Annotated in this window: 14 protein-coding genes; 8 read left to right on the forward strand and 6 right to left on the reverse strand. The window is 69.2% G+C overall.

Going from position 1 to position 14,376, the window contains the following annotated elements; genetic code table 11:
- Positions 1 to 200 precede the first annotated feature (200 nt).
- Positions 201 to 1,001 (forward strand): ABC-2 family transporter protein, encoded by an 801-nt coding sequence (locus NLX86_RS15640; protein WP_254372310.1) that lies wholly within the window; start codon positions 201 to 203, stop codon positions 999 to 1,001.
- Between the two features lie 104 nt (positions 1,002 to 1,105).
- Here NLX86_RS15640 and NLX86_RS15645 read toward each other — a convergent pair whose 3' ends face one another.
- Positions 1,106 to 1,810 carry a hypothetical protein gene (locus NLX86_RS15645; RefSeq protein ID WP_254372311.1) on the reverse strand — a complete coding sequence of 235 codons (705 nt, stop codon included), beginning with the start codon at positions 1,808 to 1,810 and terminating at the stop codon, positions 1,106 to 1,108.
- 150 nt (positions 1,811 to 1,960) lie between these two features.
- Between NLX86_RS15645 and NLX86_RS15650 the strand changes: the two genes are divergently transcribed.
- On the forward strand, positions 1,961 to 3,277 hold the full coding sequence (locus NLX86_RS15650; RefSeq protein ID WP_254372312.1) for a DUF445 domain-containing protein: 1,317 nt from the start codon (positions 1,961 to 1,963) through the stop codon (positions 3,275 to 3,277).
- Between the two features lie 96 nt (positions 3,278 to 3,373).
- Here the strand turns inward: NLX86_RS15650 and NLX86_RS15655 are convergent, their stop codons facing one another.
- Positions 3,374 to 3,805 carry a VOC family protein gene (locus NLX86_RS15655; protein ID WP_254372313.1) on the reverse strand — a complete coding sequence of 144 codons (432 nt, stop codon included), beginning with the start codon at positions 3,803 to 3,805 and terminating at the stop codon, positions 3,374 to 3,376.
- Between the two features lie 224 nt (positions 3,806 to 4,029).
- Here NLX86_RS15655 and NLX86_RS15660 point away from each other — a divergent pair, with 224 nt between their 5' ends.
- The 5 genes from NLX86_RS15660 (at position 4,030) to NLX86_RS15680 (ending at position 9,633) form a co-directional block, all read left to right on the forward strand.
- On the forward strand, positions 4,030 to 4,566 hold the full coding sequence (locus tag NLX86_RS15660) for a GNAT family N-acetyltransferase (RefSeq protein ID WP_254372314.1): 537 nt from the start codon (positions 4,030 to 4,032) through the stop codon (positions 4,564 to 4,566).
- 248 nt (positions 4,567 to 4,814) lie between these two features.
- Entirely contained in the window at positions 4,815 to 6,155 is a 1,341-nt protein-coding gene (locus tag NLX86_RS15665) for a M14 family zinc carboxypeptidase (protein WP_254372315.1), read from the forward strand.
- A gap of 47 nt (positions 6,156 to 6,202) precedes the next feature.
- On the forward strand, positions 6,203 to 7,297 hold the full coding sequence (locus tag NLX86_RS15670; RefSeq protein WP_254372442.1) for a ThiF family adenylyltransferase: 1,095 nt from the start codon (positions 6,203 to 6,205) through the stop codon (positions 7,295 to 7,297).
- On the forward strand, positions 7,294 to 8,502 hold the full coding sequence (locus NLX86_RS15675; RefSeq protein WP_254372316.1) for a PqqD family protein: 1,209 nt from the start codon (positions 7,294 to 7,296) through the stop codon (positions 8,500 to 8,502). The genes NLX86_RS15670 and NLX86_RS15675 overlap by 4 nt, the downstream gene beginning before the upstream one ends.
- Positions 8,503 to 8,649: 147 nt before the next feature.
- Positions 8,650 to 9,633 carry a hypothetical protein gene (locus NLX86_RS15680; RefSeq protein WP_254372317.1) on the forward strand — a complete coding sequence of 328 codons (984 nt, stop codon included), beginning with the start codon at positions 8,650 to 8,652 and terminating at the stop codon, positions 9,631 to 9,633.
- A 789-nt stretch (positions 9,634 to 10,422) separates the two neighbouring features.
- On the opposite strand, the gene NLX86_RS15685 is transcribed toward NLX86_RS15680, so the two are convergent.
- Both NLX86_RS15685 and NLX86_RS15690 read right to left on the reverse strand, forming a co-directional pair.
- Positions 10,423 to 10,632 carry a DUF397 domain-containing protein gene (locus NLX86_RS15685; RefSeq protein WP_254372318.1) on the reverse strand — a complete coding sequence of 70 codons (210 nt, stop codon included), beginning with the start codon at positions 10,630 to 10,632 and terminating at the stop codon, positions 10,423 to 10,425.
- Positions 10,629 to 11,477 (reverse strand): helix-turn-helix transcriptional regulator, encoded by an 849-nt coding sequence (locus NLX86_RS15690; RefSeq protein ID WP_254372319.1) that lies wholly within the window; start codon positions 11,475 to 11,477, stop codon positions 10,629 to 10,631. The genes NLX86_RS15685 and NLX86_RS15690 overlap by 4 nt, the downstream gene beginning before the upstream one ends.
- A 200-nt stretch (positions 11,478 to 11,677) precedes the next feature.
- Here NLX86_RS15690 and NLX86_RS15695 point away from each other — a divergent pair, with 200 nt between their 5' ends.
- On the forward strand, positions 11,678 to 12,328 hold the full coding sequence (locus NLX86_RS15695) for an ATP-binding protein (RefSeq protein WP_254372320.1): 651 nt from the start codon (positions 11,678 to 11,680) through the stop codon (positions 12,326 to 12,328).
- Positions 12,329 to 12,340: 12 nt separating this feature from the next.
- Here the strand turns inward: NLX86_RS15695 and NLX86_RS15700 are convergent, their stop codons facing one another.
- Together NLX86_RS15700 and NLX86_RS15705 are read right to left on the reverse strand one after the other, a co-directional pair.
- Positions 12,341 to 13,249 carry a restriction endonuclease gene (locus tag NLX86_RS15700; RefSeq protein WP_254372321.1) on the reverse strand — a complete coding sequence of 303 codons (909 nt, stop codon included), beginning with the start codon at positions 13,247 to 13,249 and terminating at the stop codon, positions 12,341 to 12,343.
- Positions 13,250 to 13,349: 100 nt separating this feature from the next.
- Positions 13,350 to 14,357: an SEC-C domain-containing protein gene (locus tag NLX86_RS15705; protein WP_254372322.1), complete on the reverse strand. Its 1,008-nt coding sequence runs from the start codon at positions 14,355 to 14,357 to the stop codon at positions 13,350 to 13,352.
- Positions 14,358 to 14,376: the final 19 nt, after the last annotated feature.

The following is a 14,376-nucleotide window of genomic DNA, read 5'->3' on the forward strand; positions in this document are numbered from 1 at the left end:
AGTGACTCCTCGGTCGCGTCCGGTGGTTCACTCTCCGGACGCAACGGTGTCGTAACGGGCGATTGGCGCAGTACGCCCGTTTAACCGATGAAACATCCTCGCATGCCGGTTGCTGGTTGCCGGTTATTCGGTCGCGGCGTCCCGGCCCGCCGGGCCAGGGTCGTGCGCTTTGGTGCTCGGCGGCGGAGGAGTGGTCTGGCGTGCGGGTGTACGCGGTCGTCGCGGCGGGCGGTTTCCGACGGTATGCGACGTACGGGACGGCGACGGCGGCCGGGGTGTTCACCAACACCGTGTTCGGCTTCATCCTCGCGTACACGTTCATCGCGCTGTGGCAGGAGCGTCCTGGGCTGGGCGGCTACGACCAGGCGCAGGCGCTGACGTTCGTCTGGGTGAGCCAGGGGCTGCTGTCCGCGGCGGCGCTGATCGGCGGCGGTTTCCACGAGGAGTTGCAGGAGCGGATCCGTACCGGTGACATCGCGGTGGATCTGTACCGGCCGGCGGACCTTCAGTTGTGGTGGATGGCGAGCGATCTGGGGCGGGCGGCGTTCCAGCTGCTGGGCCGGGGTGTCGTGCCGCTTGCGGCGGGCGCGGTCTGCTTCCGGCTCGCGCTCCCTTCCGACCCGGTGGTGTGGCTGCTGTTCCTGGTCTCCGTGTGGCTGGGGATCGTGGTCAGCTTCGCGGTCCGCTTCCTGGTCGGGCTGTGCGCGTTCTGGCTGCTGGACGGGGCCGGCGTGAACATGATCGCCCTCCTTCTGTCCATCTTCTTCTCCGGCATGCTTCTGCCGCTCACCGTCTTCCCGGGCGCGTTCGGCGAGCTGGCCCGGGCGCTGCCGTGGGCGGCGATGCTCCAGGTGCCGATGGACGTGCTGCTGGGCCGGCACACCGGCTGGGCGGTGGCGGGGGCGCTGGGCTTCCAACCGGCGTGGGGGGTTGCGCTGCTGGGCGTGGGCCGGCTGCTGCAGGCCGTGGCGACCCGGAAGGTGGTGGTGCAGGGTGGCTGACCGCCTCCCATCGCGAAGATGTACGCGGAGCGGTCGGGCGCGTAGCCCGCACGGTTGCGCGCGTGCTGACCGGCCTCGTCCTCGACCGCACGCTGGGGGAACCCTCAGGTGTACGCGTCCGCGCCGGTGACCTGCGTATGGTCGCCGGCTGCCGCGTACGAGGTCTGGCGGGCCCGCGGGTGGTACGTGACGGGGCCGGCCGGGGCCGCCGACCGCGGCGCGTAGGTGCTGACCAGTACATCGGCGTCGGCCGGTACGGGCAGGCGGGCGGCGTCGCTGGTGATCTCGCCACCCGCCGGGATGGTGACACCGGGGGAGCCGCCGAAGGTGAGCGGGTGCAGGGTGCCGGGCGCGGCGGCGGGTCTTTTGCGGGGGTCGGGGGCGGCGGCCAGGGCGATCGAGGCGTGGCCGATACGCAGCGGGCGTACGCCGAAGAGGTTCGAGAGGGTGACCCGGACGCGGCTGCCGCCGATGCTGGTGTGGATGACGTTGCGGAACGTACGCCCGGCGTGGCCCGCGCCGTTCGTTCCCGCGCCGTTCGTTCCCGTGCCGTGCGTTCCCGTGCCGTGCGTTCCCGTGCCGTGCGTTCCCGTGCCGTGCGTCCCCGACTCCGCGGCGGCGGGGGACGCGGACCAGGTGCCGACCCAGAGGGCGCGCGGGTGGGCGGCGGGGCGGTCCTGGCTGCCCGAGGCGCCGGAGACGCCCATGAACACGCCGGCGGAGACGAGAGCGGCCACGAGCAGCAGCGTGGCGAGCACGACACTGCCTCGGCGCGAGCGCGAGTGCGTGCTCATGCGGTGCTGGGTCATCCGAGGGGGGTACCTCTCCGCCGGCCGGGGGTTCGTCCTGCGAGTTCGTCCCGCGAGTTCGTCCTGCAAGACGCCGGGAACTCGTGGCGCGTTCCAGGAGTCGGTCAGGTAGGGACAATGCGTACGAGGACCGTCGGACGGGTGGAGTGGATGGAACGTACAAAAGCGGTAAAAGCAGACATCAGGCAGTCTGCCCCGCTCGGCGCTTTCTCATACAGCCCCGCCGACGAGGAGAAGTTCCGTGGCGTCCGCCGTATGAAGACGACGGCGACCGGGCTCCTGCTCCTGGTCGCGCTCGTGTACGTACTGGCCAAGTGGGCGCAGAACGCGGGCGCAGGGGGCTGGACGGGCTATGTCGCCGCGGCCGCGGAAGCCGGCATGGTCGGCGCGATGGCCGACTGGTTCGCGGTCACCGCGCTGTTCCGGCACCCGCTGGGCGTACCCATCCCGCACACCGCGATCATCCCGACCAAGAAGGATCAGCTGGGCGTCACCCTGGGGGGTTTCGTCGGGGAGAACTTCCTCTCCTCCGACGTCGTACGGGCCCGGCTGCACGCCATCGGCATCGGAGCCCGGCTCGGCGCCTGGCTGGCGGAACCGGCGCACGCCGACCGGGTGACGGCTGAGCTGTCCACGGCGCTGCGCGGCGCGCTGACCGTGCTGCGCGACGCGGACGTGCAGGCGGTGGTCGGCGAGGCCATCAACCGGCGGGCGGACGCCGCCGAGATCGCCCCGGGCCTCGGAAAGGCCCTGGAGCGGATCGTCGCGGACGGCGGTCACCGCGAGATGGTGGACCTGGTGTGCGTCAAGGCCAACGACTGGCTGGTCCTGCACGGCGATTCGGTGATGGACGCGGTGCAGGGCGGGGCTCCGGGCTGGACGCCGCGCTTCGTCGACAGGAAGGTCGGCGAGCGCGTCTACAAGGAGCTGCTGCGCTTCCTCACCGAGATGCGGGACATGCCGGAGCATCCGGCGCGCGGGGCGCTCGACCGTTTCTTCGCCGACTTCGCCGCCGATCTGCAGTCGGACACGGACACCCGGGTGCGGGTGGAGCGACTGAAGTCCGAGATCCTTGGCCGCAGCGAGGTGCAGGACGTGATCGCGTCCGCCTGGGCCTCCGTACGAGCGATGATCATCTCGGCGGCGGAGGACGAGCGGAGCGAGCTGCGGCTACGGGTGCGGGCGTCCCTGCTCTCCCTGGGGACCCGGCTGGCGACGGACGGCCGGCTCCAGTCGAAGGTGGACGGGTGGCTGGAGGGCGCCGCGGTGTACGTGGTGACGACGTACCGCGACGAGATCACGTCCCTGATCACCGACACGGTGGCGGGCTGGGACGCGGAGCACACCTCGCGCAAGATCGAGGCGCACATCGGGCGGGACCTGCAGTTCATCCGGATCAACGGCACGGTGGTGGGCGCGCTGGTCGGACTGCTGATCTATACGGTGTCGCGGGCGCTGGGCGCGTAGGGGCGCCGGGGGCGCGTACGGAAGTCCGTACACGCCCCGGCGCCGCCCGCAATCGGCGTGTGTAATCGGCGTCCGTAATCGGCGTCCGCAGTCGGCTCAGCGCTCGGACAGTGGCGCCGGCGCCTCCTGGACGCACCAGCTGTTGCCGTCCGGGTCCTTGAAGAACATGAAGGAGTTCCACTCCTCGCCCTTGCCGTCCTCCCAGCCGGTCGCGCCGACGTGCTGGACCGCCGAAACCGGGACCGAGCGGGCCGCCAGTTCCTTGTGAGCCGCGGCGATGTCCGTGACGCACAGCTGGAGGCCGTGGAGCGTGCCCGGCGTCATGCCCGGTTGGTCCGGGTGCGGCGGCATGCCGCTCAGCAGGGCGATCGAGCAGCGGGAACCCGGCGGGGTCAGCTGGATGATCCGCATGCCGGGCGCCACTTCCGAGTCGGTGTCGACCTGGAAACCGCAGGCATCGGCATAGAAGGTCTTCGAACGGTCCAGGTCCGTGACCGGGACCGGCACGACCTCAAGGGTCAGGTCCATCAGGGGCTCCTCTACTCGGTTACTCGGTCCGCTTTGTCGACGACCTCCTGATTGTGACGGAGGTTACGCGCCTTGCGCGCGTGCGGGCGGCCGTCCGGGTCGGACGGGGCCGTACGAAAGTCGGAATTGCCTCACAACCTCCGTATCGGTAGACCAACCACCCAGAAGGCCAACTCCGCGTACATTCGGGGCCAGAAGGAGACAGGAACCGAGGAGCCACCCAAGTGATCTGCTACGGACCGACCGTCCTGGATCTGGCCGACGAGCTGGTCGAGGCGTACACCGAAGTCTTCTCCGCGCCCCCGTGGAACGAGAACGAAGAAACCATTCGCCACTTCGCCGCCCGCCTCCAGACGGACGCCCGGCGCCCCGGCTTCCGTACCGCGCTCGCCCAGTCCACGTCCGGCGTCGACGGATTCGCGACGGCCTGGCTGACCAAGGACCCCTTCCCGGCCGATCGCGCGTACGACAAGGTCGCGGCCCAACTCGGCCCGCAGCGCACCAAGGAGCTCCTCCTCGGCGCCCTGGAGGTCGACGAACTGGCCGTCCGCCGGCACGCCCGCGCCCAGGGCACGGGCCGCGGCCTCCTCGCGGAACTGACGGCGGACGCACCCGACGCCCGCGCCTGGCTGCTGACGGCGCGCAAGGCGAGGAAGACGGTGGCGACCTACCGCCGCCTTGGCTGGCACGAGGTGCTCCCGCTCCCCGGCACGGAGAACGAGGTCATCGTCTTCCTCGCGCCGCACCACCCGTCGGCGTAGCTGTTCCTCGGCGTCAACGCAGCTTGTCCGAAGCGGTGTTGACGCGATCCGAATCCGTGACTGATTATCACGCGAGGTACGTCAAGGAGAGTTGAGCGCCATGAGGTCAAAGGAGAGCTCTATGAGTGGAACGGCCAAGACCGGCAGCACGACTCCGCGCAGCGCCACAACGATCAAGATCCGGCGCCTCGACAGGAAAGAGACCACGGGCGACAGCAACTCAACCGGTTCCTGAAGAACGGACCACAGTGTTCTGTCGCTACCCCACTGTCGATGAACTGACCGCCCGTGCAGCGGCCCTGGCACAGGCGCACCCGGACCGGACGGTCCTGCGCCGGATCGGCTCCTCCCGCGCGGGGGAGCCGATTCAGCTGCTCTCCATGGGGCGGGGGAGCAGGCATGTTCTGGTGGTCGCCGGGCCGCACGCCAATGAACCGGTCGGCGGCGCGACCGCGTTGCGGCTGGCACAGCACATCGCCCGGGCCGCCCGAGCGGCCGGCCCGACCGACACGACGTGGCACTTCCTGCTCTGCCTCGATCCCGACGGCGCCCGCCGCAACGAACGCTGGCTCCGCGGCCCGATGACCCTGTCCCACCACTACCGGCACTTCTTCCGCCCCGGCTTCGCCGGACAGCCCGAGTGGCTGCCCGCGGACCCCGGGGCGGAACTGTCCCCGGAGACCCGCGCCCTGCTCGATCTGCAGGACGAACTGCGGCCCATGCTGCAGTGCTCGCTGCACGGCGTGGACGTGGGCGGCAGCTTCGTCCAGACCACCCGAAGCCTGCCGGGCCTCCCCGACCACCTCGCCCGGTCCGCGGCGGACCTCAGGATTCCGCTCGAGCTCGGACCGTACGACGCCTTCTTCTGGCCCAGCCCCGGGCCCGGGGTCTACCAGATGCCGCAGCCCCGGGAGACCGACCAGTTCGCTTCACTCCCCGCGGCGACCGCCACCTCCACCTGGTTCCATCCCGATCGCTACGGCACGGTCACCGCGGTGATCGAAGCGCCGATGTGGGGCGCCGACGAGGTGGCAATCACCGCTGCGCACCCCGACGTCCACGGCGCCCTGGAGACCATCAGCCATACGCTCCGCCGGGACGCACAGCTGCTGGCCGGCCTGCTCGAGCGGGTGCGCCCCGTTCTCCCCGACACGGCCGGCCCGGTGCTGGCGCCGATCGACGAGTACCTCGCGGTGTGCCCCAGCCTCGCGGACGAGTGGGCTCCGGCGGCGGCTCTCGGCGAGACCGGCGGCCTGCCGCCGCTGAACCGGGCGCGGATCATGGCGCTCCGGATCGCCGCACGCCGACTGATCGTGCGCACGGCGGGGCTGCTGCACCAGCTGGTCGCCGCCGGGAGTGAGCCCGTCCACGAGGTCCGGGCCACTCTGGAGAGGTTCCTCACCCAGCGGTGCGACGCGTTCGAGGCCGACTGCGGGGCCCGCTGGATCCCGGTCAGTGACCAGGCGGAGCACCAGTTCAGGGTCGTACTGGCCGCATTCCGGCTGGCCGCCCAGTCGGCGGATCAGCATTCCGGAAGCGACGCCGCACTGGACGGGCGGCTCAGGGAGCCGGGGAGGGTGCGGGGGTGAGGCGAGCCGGGGACCAGGTCTCTGTAGCCGGGCTGCTGCGGCCACGGGTGAAGCCCGAACACCGGGCGTACCGGACCGTGGACGGCAACGTCCGGATCGGGAGCGTGGTCTACGGAATCGGGGCCGAGGTCGCCGACCCCGACGGCTGGATCTGGACACTCACCGAGGCACTCGACGGCACCCGCACCCCGGACGGGACGGTCGACAACGTGCTCGCCCGTCATCCGGACGTCGGGTACCGGTCTGTGCTGGAGGCGATGGACGATCTGTACGAGGCCGGATTTCTGGACGACGCCGGGGCGGCGCTGCCGGACGGGCTCACCGAGGACGACCGCACACGCTACGGTCGCGGGGCTGACCTGCTGCGCTGGATGGACTTATCACCACGCGCGACGAGCTGGGAACTGCAGGCACGGCTGCGATCGGCCCGGGTGCTGCTGCTCGGACTCGGTGGCACCGGCGGTTTCGCAGCTCAGGGGCTGGTCGCGTCGGGCGTGGGCTTGATGCACTGTGTGGACGGCGATGTCGTGGAGCTGTCCAATCTCAACCGGCAGCCCCTCTACCGCGAGACCGACATCGGCAGACCCAAGGCGGAAGCCGCCCGAGCGGCCCTGCGGGCGCTCAACTCGCAGGTGACGGTAACCGCCGAACGTCGCGAAGTACACGGACCCGACGACCTCGCCGCGCTTCTTGTGCCCGGCTATGACCTCCTGTTGCTCTGCGCCGACCGGCCGCCCGAAATCCGCCGCTGGGCGAACCGCACCTGTCTCGCGGCGCGGCTTCCCTGGCTCGATGCCGGCTACCGCGGCCCATTGGTCACGGTCGGGGTCCATGTTCCCGGCAGCGGGGCGTGCTGGGAGTGCCACCGTGCCGACGACGCCGACCGGCGCGATCTCCGCCTCGGTCCCGGTCAGGACGCGGAAGTCGCGTCGCCCCGGATGGACTGGAATCCGGTCAACGCGGTGACGGCGGGGCTCTCCGGCACCTTGCTGGTTCACGCGGCGATCGCGCTGCTCACGGGCGTGCCGGAGATACGGCCCGGATTCCGCTTCGGTCTCAACCTGATGGCGTTCGCCGAACCGGCGGAAGAACGGTACGGCCGCCGCGCGAACTGTCCAGCCTGCGGGACGCCGCCGGCGTGAAGACTGTGCGCCTGTACCCGCTTGCCCGTAGGCCGGACGGTGACGAATGGATCGTCGGGCGGGTGGACACCGGCGATTTCGTGGCCCTGCCGTGGACGGGCGCCAGAGCCGTCGAACTGCTGGATAAGAGAATGAGCCCGGACGATGTCGCCCGACAACTGCGCGCCGAGACGGGAGAGGACGTCGATGTCGTCCAGTTCGTCGAGGAGCTGACGGCACTGGGATACGTGGCCGAGATCGACGGCTGCCCGGTGGCGTCGCCGAAACCGCGGCGAGTCACCTGGCCATGGCTGCGGCCGCACCACATCCGATGGGTACTGAGCCCGCTGACAGCCCTCTCCCTTCTCGCACTTGTCGCCGCGGCGGTGGGTGTTCTGGTCCGTGACCCCGGCCTGTTTCCCGGTTACCGAGCTCTGCTGTGGAGCCCGCACGGAAGCCTGGTGATCGGCTTCGGCGCGGCCGTCGGCTGGGCGCTCATCCTTCTTCACGAGGCCGCGCATCTGGTGACTGCACGGGCGGCCGGCGTCCCGGCGGGCATCAGCCTCGGCACGCGGCTGCAATTCCTGGTCGCGCAGACAGACATGAGCGGCATCGAGCTCGCCCCTCGCCGCCACAGGCTGACCGCCTATCTGGCCGGGATCGCCGTCAATCTGGGCGTCGCGTCGAGTGCCCTGCTCGGTCTGGCAGCCACCCCGCCCGGCGGCACGCCCCACCGGATGCTGGCTGCGATCGTCCTACTGGCGCTGCTGCCGCTGCCCTTTCAGTGCATGGTGTTCATGCGGACCGATGTGTACTTCGTGCTTCAGGATCTGACGGGCTGCCGCGATCTGTACGGGGACGGCACGGAGTATGCCTGCTATACGGCCCGACGCCTGCGCTGCGTATTCCTGCGCGGGAGACCAGCACCGGCCGATCCGAGCCTGCGTCTGCCGGCGCCCGAGCGCCGTGCCGTCCGTCTCTACAGCGCTGTTCTCGTCGTCGGCACCGCGCTGTGCCTGACTGTCCTCGCCGTCGTCACACTCCCGGCGGATCTCGCTCTGCTCGCCCGTGCCGCCGGGCGACTCGCGCCAGGGCACTCCTGGACGGAACGACTGGAAGCGGCTGCCGTTCTCGCCGCGCTCGGCGGGATCCAGGTGCTGTGGGCCGTCACCTGGTACAGGAGGAGGCGCGGCCGGCGGAAGGACCGGGTGCGGCGGCAGGTGTGACCCATCACCGCCCGCACTGTACGTATGTATCGCCGCCTCGGCCGGTGGCACCGTTCCCCGGCGCGCAGCGCGAGGTCATCGTCTCCTTCACACCAAACCACCCGCCGGTGCAAGGGTGATCGAACTCTCCGCGGGCATCACCGGAACATGATCGACAGACTCGACCGTCTCGCCCGCAGGCAGCTCAACCTGGCGACGTACCACCAACTGGCTACCGCCGGTATCCCCTCCGGCACCATCACGGGCCGCGCCCGGCCAGGCGGACCATGGCAACGCCTCCTGCCACGCGTCTACTTACTCCAAACCGGCCCACCGACCCGCCACCAACGGGCCCTGTCCGCAGTCCTCTACGCGGCCGCCCCGTCCACGGACCCGCTCGCCGGCACGACGGCGGCACTGACCGGCGGCGCTGCCCTGACGCTCCTCGGCGTACGGGGAGCGTCGGCCACGCCGGTGGACGTCCTGGTCAACGCCCCGCGTACGGTCACGAACAAGGGGTACGTACGCACCCTCAGCACCCGCCGCTGGCCACCCACCATCACCGTCTCGGGCATCCCGAGCACCCGCCCGATCCGCGCCGCGGCCGACTTCGCGGCCCGCACCGACGACGCGGACACGCTCCGCTCGGTACTGGCGAGCGTCGTCCAGTCGGGCTGGTGCCACCCCGTGGACCTGCACCAGGAATTACGGTCGGCCCGGGCCCTTGCCAACCCGGCGGTACGGGACGCGGCGTCGGAACTCCTCGCAGGAGTCCGCTCGATCGCGGAGGGCCAGGCGCGCGACGCGCTCAGCTCGGCGGCCATCCCGGACCCCCTCTGGAACCCCCGACTATTCACGGTGGAAGGGGAGTTCCTGGCCACACCGGACGGATACTGGCCGGAGGCAGGGGTCGTACTGGAGATCGACTCGGCTGAGTACCACTACAGCCGCGAGGGCTGGCAGGCCACCCTGCGCCGCCGCCTACGCCTGGAGTCCCACGGCCTCCTGGTGGTGAGCGCAACCCCAGCGATGGTCCGGGACACGCCGGGGCAGGTGATCGCGGCAATCAGAGCAATGCTGAACCTGGGCCAAGCCCGCCGGGAGCCTCTACGCCTGGTGGTCCGGGCCCAGTCGCAGGGGCGGTTGTGGTAGCGGGGGTGCGGATGCCGGGGGCGAGGGGTGCGGGGTAACCCGTGGCCGCCCGCTTTGAGAGTTTGGCGGGACACGGCTCACTGTAAAGGGCGCTCCCTGCGGTCGCGTCGCTGCGCGATTCCGCTTCGCTGCACCCTTGACAGTGTGCCGTGTCCCGCTACTGCGGATGAGTGTCGGGCGGCCCCGGGGAGCGGGGCCAGGCACATCAGCTGCTCGGGCGCCGGGCTTTGTTCAGTGGCCGCCGGCTGGTGGGTGGGCAAGACGCGCGGCAGGTCGGGGAGGGGCCCCGGCCCCGGCTCAGCGGCCGACGGCCGTCTGATGTCCCACCACAACGCCCAACCCGACGTGAGACGACACCAAGCGGCTGAGGGGGTCCACAGGAGGGCGCTAAACTCCGGCAAAACGGACACGATCGCGGCCCCTGAGGCCACCTGATGCCGATTGATGTCGTCATACCTCGGCCCCACCGGCCTGACGGCCCATGAGCCGGGCCGCGCCCCGCAATTACGCTCCGGCCTGCGGCCGCTGAGCAAGCTCGGCCGCCTGAAGCGGCTGCGCCGCTTGAAAGCCCACCACCCAGCGGCCGCTGAGCCGGTGCCCTGGCCATCCCCGACCTGCGGCGTGCCTTGTCCCCGCCCACCGGCCTGCGGCCGGCAACGGACCCGGGCCAGCAGCCGGTCGATCCCGGGGCCCCGCCCCGGGCGGCCCCCACCCGAGCGACTTGCTACCGGACACGGCATACCGCCCCGACTTCCCGCCAGGGCGGTCTCCTGGCCGGCGTGGCGTCCGCTACAACTGGTCGTCTCGAAGCGCCCCGACAAAGGCACTCCAGGCAACCCCACCGAAGCTGAGCCGCGGCCCGCCCGGCCGCTTCGAGTCACGCACGGCGGTGACGCCGGGCAGGAAGGCGGCCTCGACGCACTCGCCACCCGAACCGTTGCTGTAGCTGCTCTTTCGCCACTCACTGTGGGGTCGTATGGGGTGGTGTGTCGTGCTCATCGGGAGAACTCCTCCAGTACACGCTTGATCAACAAGGTCGATCGCGGCGGGCTCGACGCGATGGCCCGAAGGTTGTCGAATGCCTTCGTGTACTGGCCGACGTCGTCCGGTGTCTCCAAGTACATGGCGTCGGTCAGCCCGTCCCGGTAGACGACATCGGGGTCTTCTTGCTCGGGGAAGCTGAGGAGAGTGAAGGCGCCAGTCGCCGGATACGTGCCCGCGTTGAAAGGCAGCACCTGCAACGTCACGTTCTTCAACCCGCCCACGGCCAGCATATGTTCGAGTTGAGCAAGCATGAGTTTCGAGTCGCCGATGATGTGCCGCAGGACGCTTTCGTGCACGATGACCCAGAGGTCGGGCGGTGCCTCACCAGTGAGCAGCGCCTGACGCTCCATGCGTACGTTCACAGCTCGCTCGAGGTCCGCGGCTGACAGTTGGTTGGATGCCCGGTGGAGCTCTGCGGCGTACTCGGCTGTCTGTATCAGACCGGGAACGAACTCGCACTGATACTGGCGAAGGCTCGATGCGTCCTGTTCTAGGCCGACGTAGACGGAGAACCATGGAGGTACTCCTGTCCCGTGGGCATGCCACCAACCGCGGACCTTTGAGTCTTTGGCCAGCTTCTTGAGAAACTCTCGCAACTCGTCGGCCGTGGCGTAGAACCGGCAGAGTGCGTCGACATCGGACGGTTGGACGCGTCCGCTCCCTGTCTCTAGGCGATTGACCTTGGACCCGCTCCAGTCCAGGGCCTCGCCCACCTGGTTGCAGGTGAGCCTGTGGTCCTCGCGAAGCTTCTTGAGCTCGATCGCCAGTCGCCGGCGACGGGCGGTAGGTGAACCTGCCACCTCAACCTCTTTTGCTGTAGCGGGTGTTCAGTCTGACCGGAAGAAGGCTCCTTGGACAATCACTCGATGGAGCGAATCCCATCGTGCACATTGCATGACGGGATGGGAGCCAGTCATGATTGCGTCTACCGCGACAGTGAGTCACCGATGGCCAGCGTGTGGTGACTGGTGACGTAGCCTGCTAACTAGAAGGGCGAGGCATGGACTTTGACCACTGCATGCCACGGAAGCCGTGGGAACTCCCTTTCATGGCCCAACCTGAAGAGGTGGCCGGCCTCCGTCGGATCATGCGTATGCATCTCCAACTGTGGGGGCTATCGGCGCTTGTCGACGCGGCGCAGCTTTGTGTCACCGAACTGGTGACCAACACCATCACGCATGTGGGCGCCGGGACCCCCACCACTCTGGCTGTGTCCATGAATGGGACTCACCTGCGTATCGAGGTCCACGACCCGTGCACGCGTGAGCTGCCCACGCTTCTCGCTGTGGAACAGGACTCAGAGTGCGGCCGAGGGATAACTCTGGTGGACGCGGTCGCGGACCGCTGGGGAGTCGTGCTGCGTGCAGACTCAAAGGTCACCTGGTGTGAACTCGACGCGGAAGTGACCGCTCCGCACGGTGAAACGGAACCAGTCCGTTTCAGCCGAGCGGAGGCGCTGCTCGGGATCTACGGCACGGCGAAGCCTCCGTGGGTGAACACTCGCACCCCGCTCAGCATGGCCACCGCAGAAGAGGCGGCAATCGAGGTGATTACCGATCTTCTCCACTGGCTGCGCGCTCGCGGCTGTGACCCCGACACGTCGCTTGATCGGGCACAGATGCGCTTCGAGGCAGAGCTCAAAGCGGGTTGAGGCGTACGTGCGTCACGCTCGATGCTCCCATGCCGCACGCGGCGGCTCGCTTGCCTGATAGCCGCTGCTCGAGGGCCAGATGGTCTGTATGGCGAGCGCGGCGCACAGATCCTGGAGATCCTTGCGTGGCTGTGTCGGGACGAGTATGGCGAGCGACGGGGTGGGATTCAGGAACCGCTGGTAGTCGAAGAGCTGCCCTATTGCCATGCGGATCGCCTCGCGAGTGGCGTTCGCCTTGGCCTCGACCAACACATTGGCGGTGGCATCGAACAGGTCGGTGTAGAGCGCGTTCCGTTCTCCGGCGGGGGTTATCTCCTTGCGGATAACGGCGTGCCCGCGGGCGCGGAGATGAGCCTCGTAGTTCGCTACAAGGAAAGCTTCGCGCCGTTCTGCGACGGTCGGATTCGAGCGGCTTGTGACCTCACTGCGCTCGGTGTGATGTTGTTCGACATCAACGTCGCGTACCACTGTTTTGGCGATAGGCGTGTGCTCTAGCTTCGGCAGGCGCGAACTCGAGACGAGGAGAGGCCTCAGCCGAAACATGATCACGGTTCGGGGCTCTCCGAGGGTATCCCGAGCCTCGATTCGGTACCAGGGATCCTCTGTCTCGAGTTCGAACTCCCCGCGGTACGCGACCACGCCAGTCCTGATGCCCTCGAACAGATGCAGCGCCCGGCCATCGGCGACATGGTTCAGGATGGTCTTGTTGCCCTGCACCATCTCCTGATCGCCCTGTTGCCCTTCGCCGGTGTAGTGGTAGAGCCCGTCGGCTCCCCAGCCGTCGCTGTAGCCGTGCTGCCGGCCTTTGGAATGGTCTGTGAACAGCATCACGATGGGGGAGGAACGCGACGGACTGATCCCTCCGTAGCGTCTGCCGCCGTATTGCGCGTGCATCGCCTGTCGGTTCAGTTCCTGCCCCATGACTATGTCCAAGATGACCCCTAGATCGCTCCAGTTGAATGAGCGTGAAGGGTATCGATTCGAACGGGGGGCCGGGAATAGAGCTAGCTGCGAGAGGGCCTCACGCGTGCGTCGGGCTCCCGTGACAGTCCTTGTAGATCCGTCCCGATCCGCACCAGCACACGTCGCTTCGTTCCGGGGGCCACGGGGTGGCCTTGCCTCGGGCTGCCAGGGTTGTGGCGTATTCCGCCAGTAGCGTTGTTGATTCCGGGGAGGTCTTTTCCGAGGCTGCGAAGGCTTCGTACGACGGGACTGACCCCGTCACGATGCCCAGGTTCGGGGTGCCCGAGGCCGCTAGTTCGCGTAGGGCGGTCTCGATTTGGGTCAGGTGGGCCTCGTGGGAGGGGTACTCCGTGGTCAGGGACGGGTAGGCCGTGACGAGTTCGGTGAGTTCCTCGGTCGGCCAGTGCAGCACCGCCACCGGGAACGGGCGGGACAGGGCCGCTCGGCGTTCGCCCAACTCCGCTCGCAGGCGCGCGATTTCCGCGCGGAGTTCGGCCGGGTTGTCCGAGCCCAGGGCCCAGACGCGCTTGGGGTCGTGGAGTTCGTCCAGCGGGATCGGGCCCGTGTGGTGGGTGTCGGCGACCATGTCCCACTCGTCGTGCGGGGTGCCGGCGAGGCGGCGGACGCGGTGGCGGCCGGTGAGGAGTGCGTGGGCCGCGTACGTGATCGGCTCGTCGGCGTGGATCAGCAGGTGCGCGCCCTCGGTGAAGCATTCGTCGGCCGCCTGGAGCTCGTCGTGGCATTCGAGGGTTTCCGCGATGATCTCCCAGGGCGCCGCCTCGCGCGGGGCCGCGGCGCGGATGCCGTCGATCAGCGCGCGGGCCTCCGCCTCGTGGCCGTACTCCCAGAGGTTCGCGGCCTGGAGTGCTTTGACGCGGTACGGGTTCGACGGGCCGGCGGCGAGCAGACGGTCGTAGATCGTCGTCGCCCGCGCGCGCTCGTCCGCCAGCTCAAAGTGGGCTGCGGCTTGGAGGAGCAGCTGTTCGTTGTCCTCGGGATACCGCTCGGCGGTACGCAGCAGGCGCTCGGCTTCGGCGATGTGATCGGCAGGCGTGTCGGGGCGCATGATGCACACCGTACTGCTG

Origin of the sequence: Streptomyces sp. A3M-1-3 (assembly GCF_024213665.1) — a bacterium.
Classification (GTDB): Bacteria; Actinomycetota; Actinomycetes; order Streptomycetales; family Streptomycetaceae; genus Streptomyces.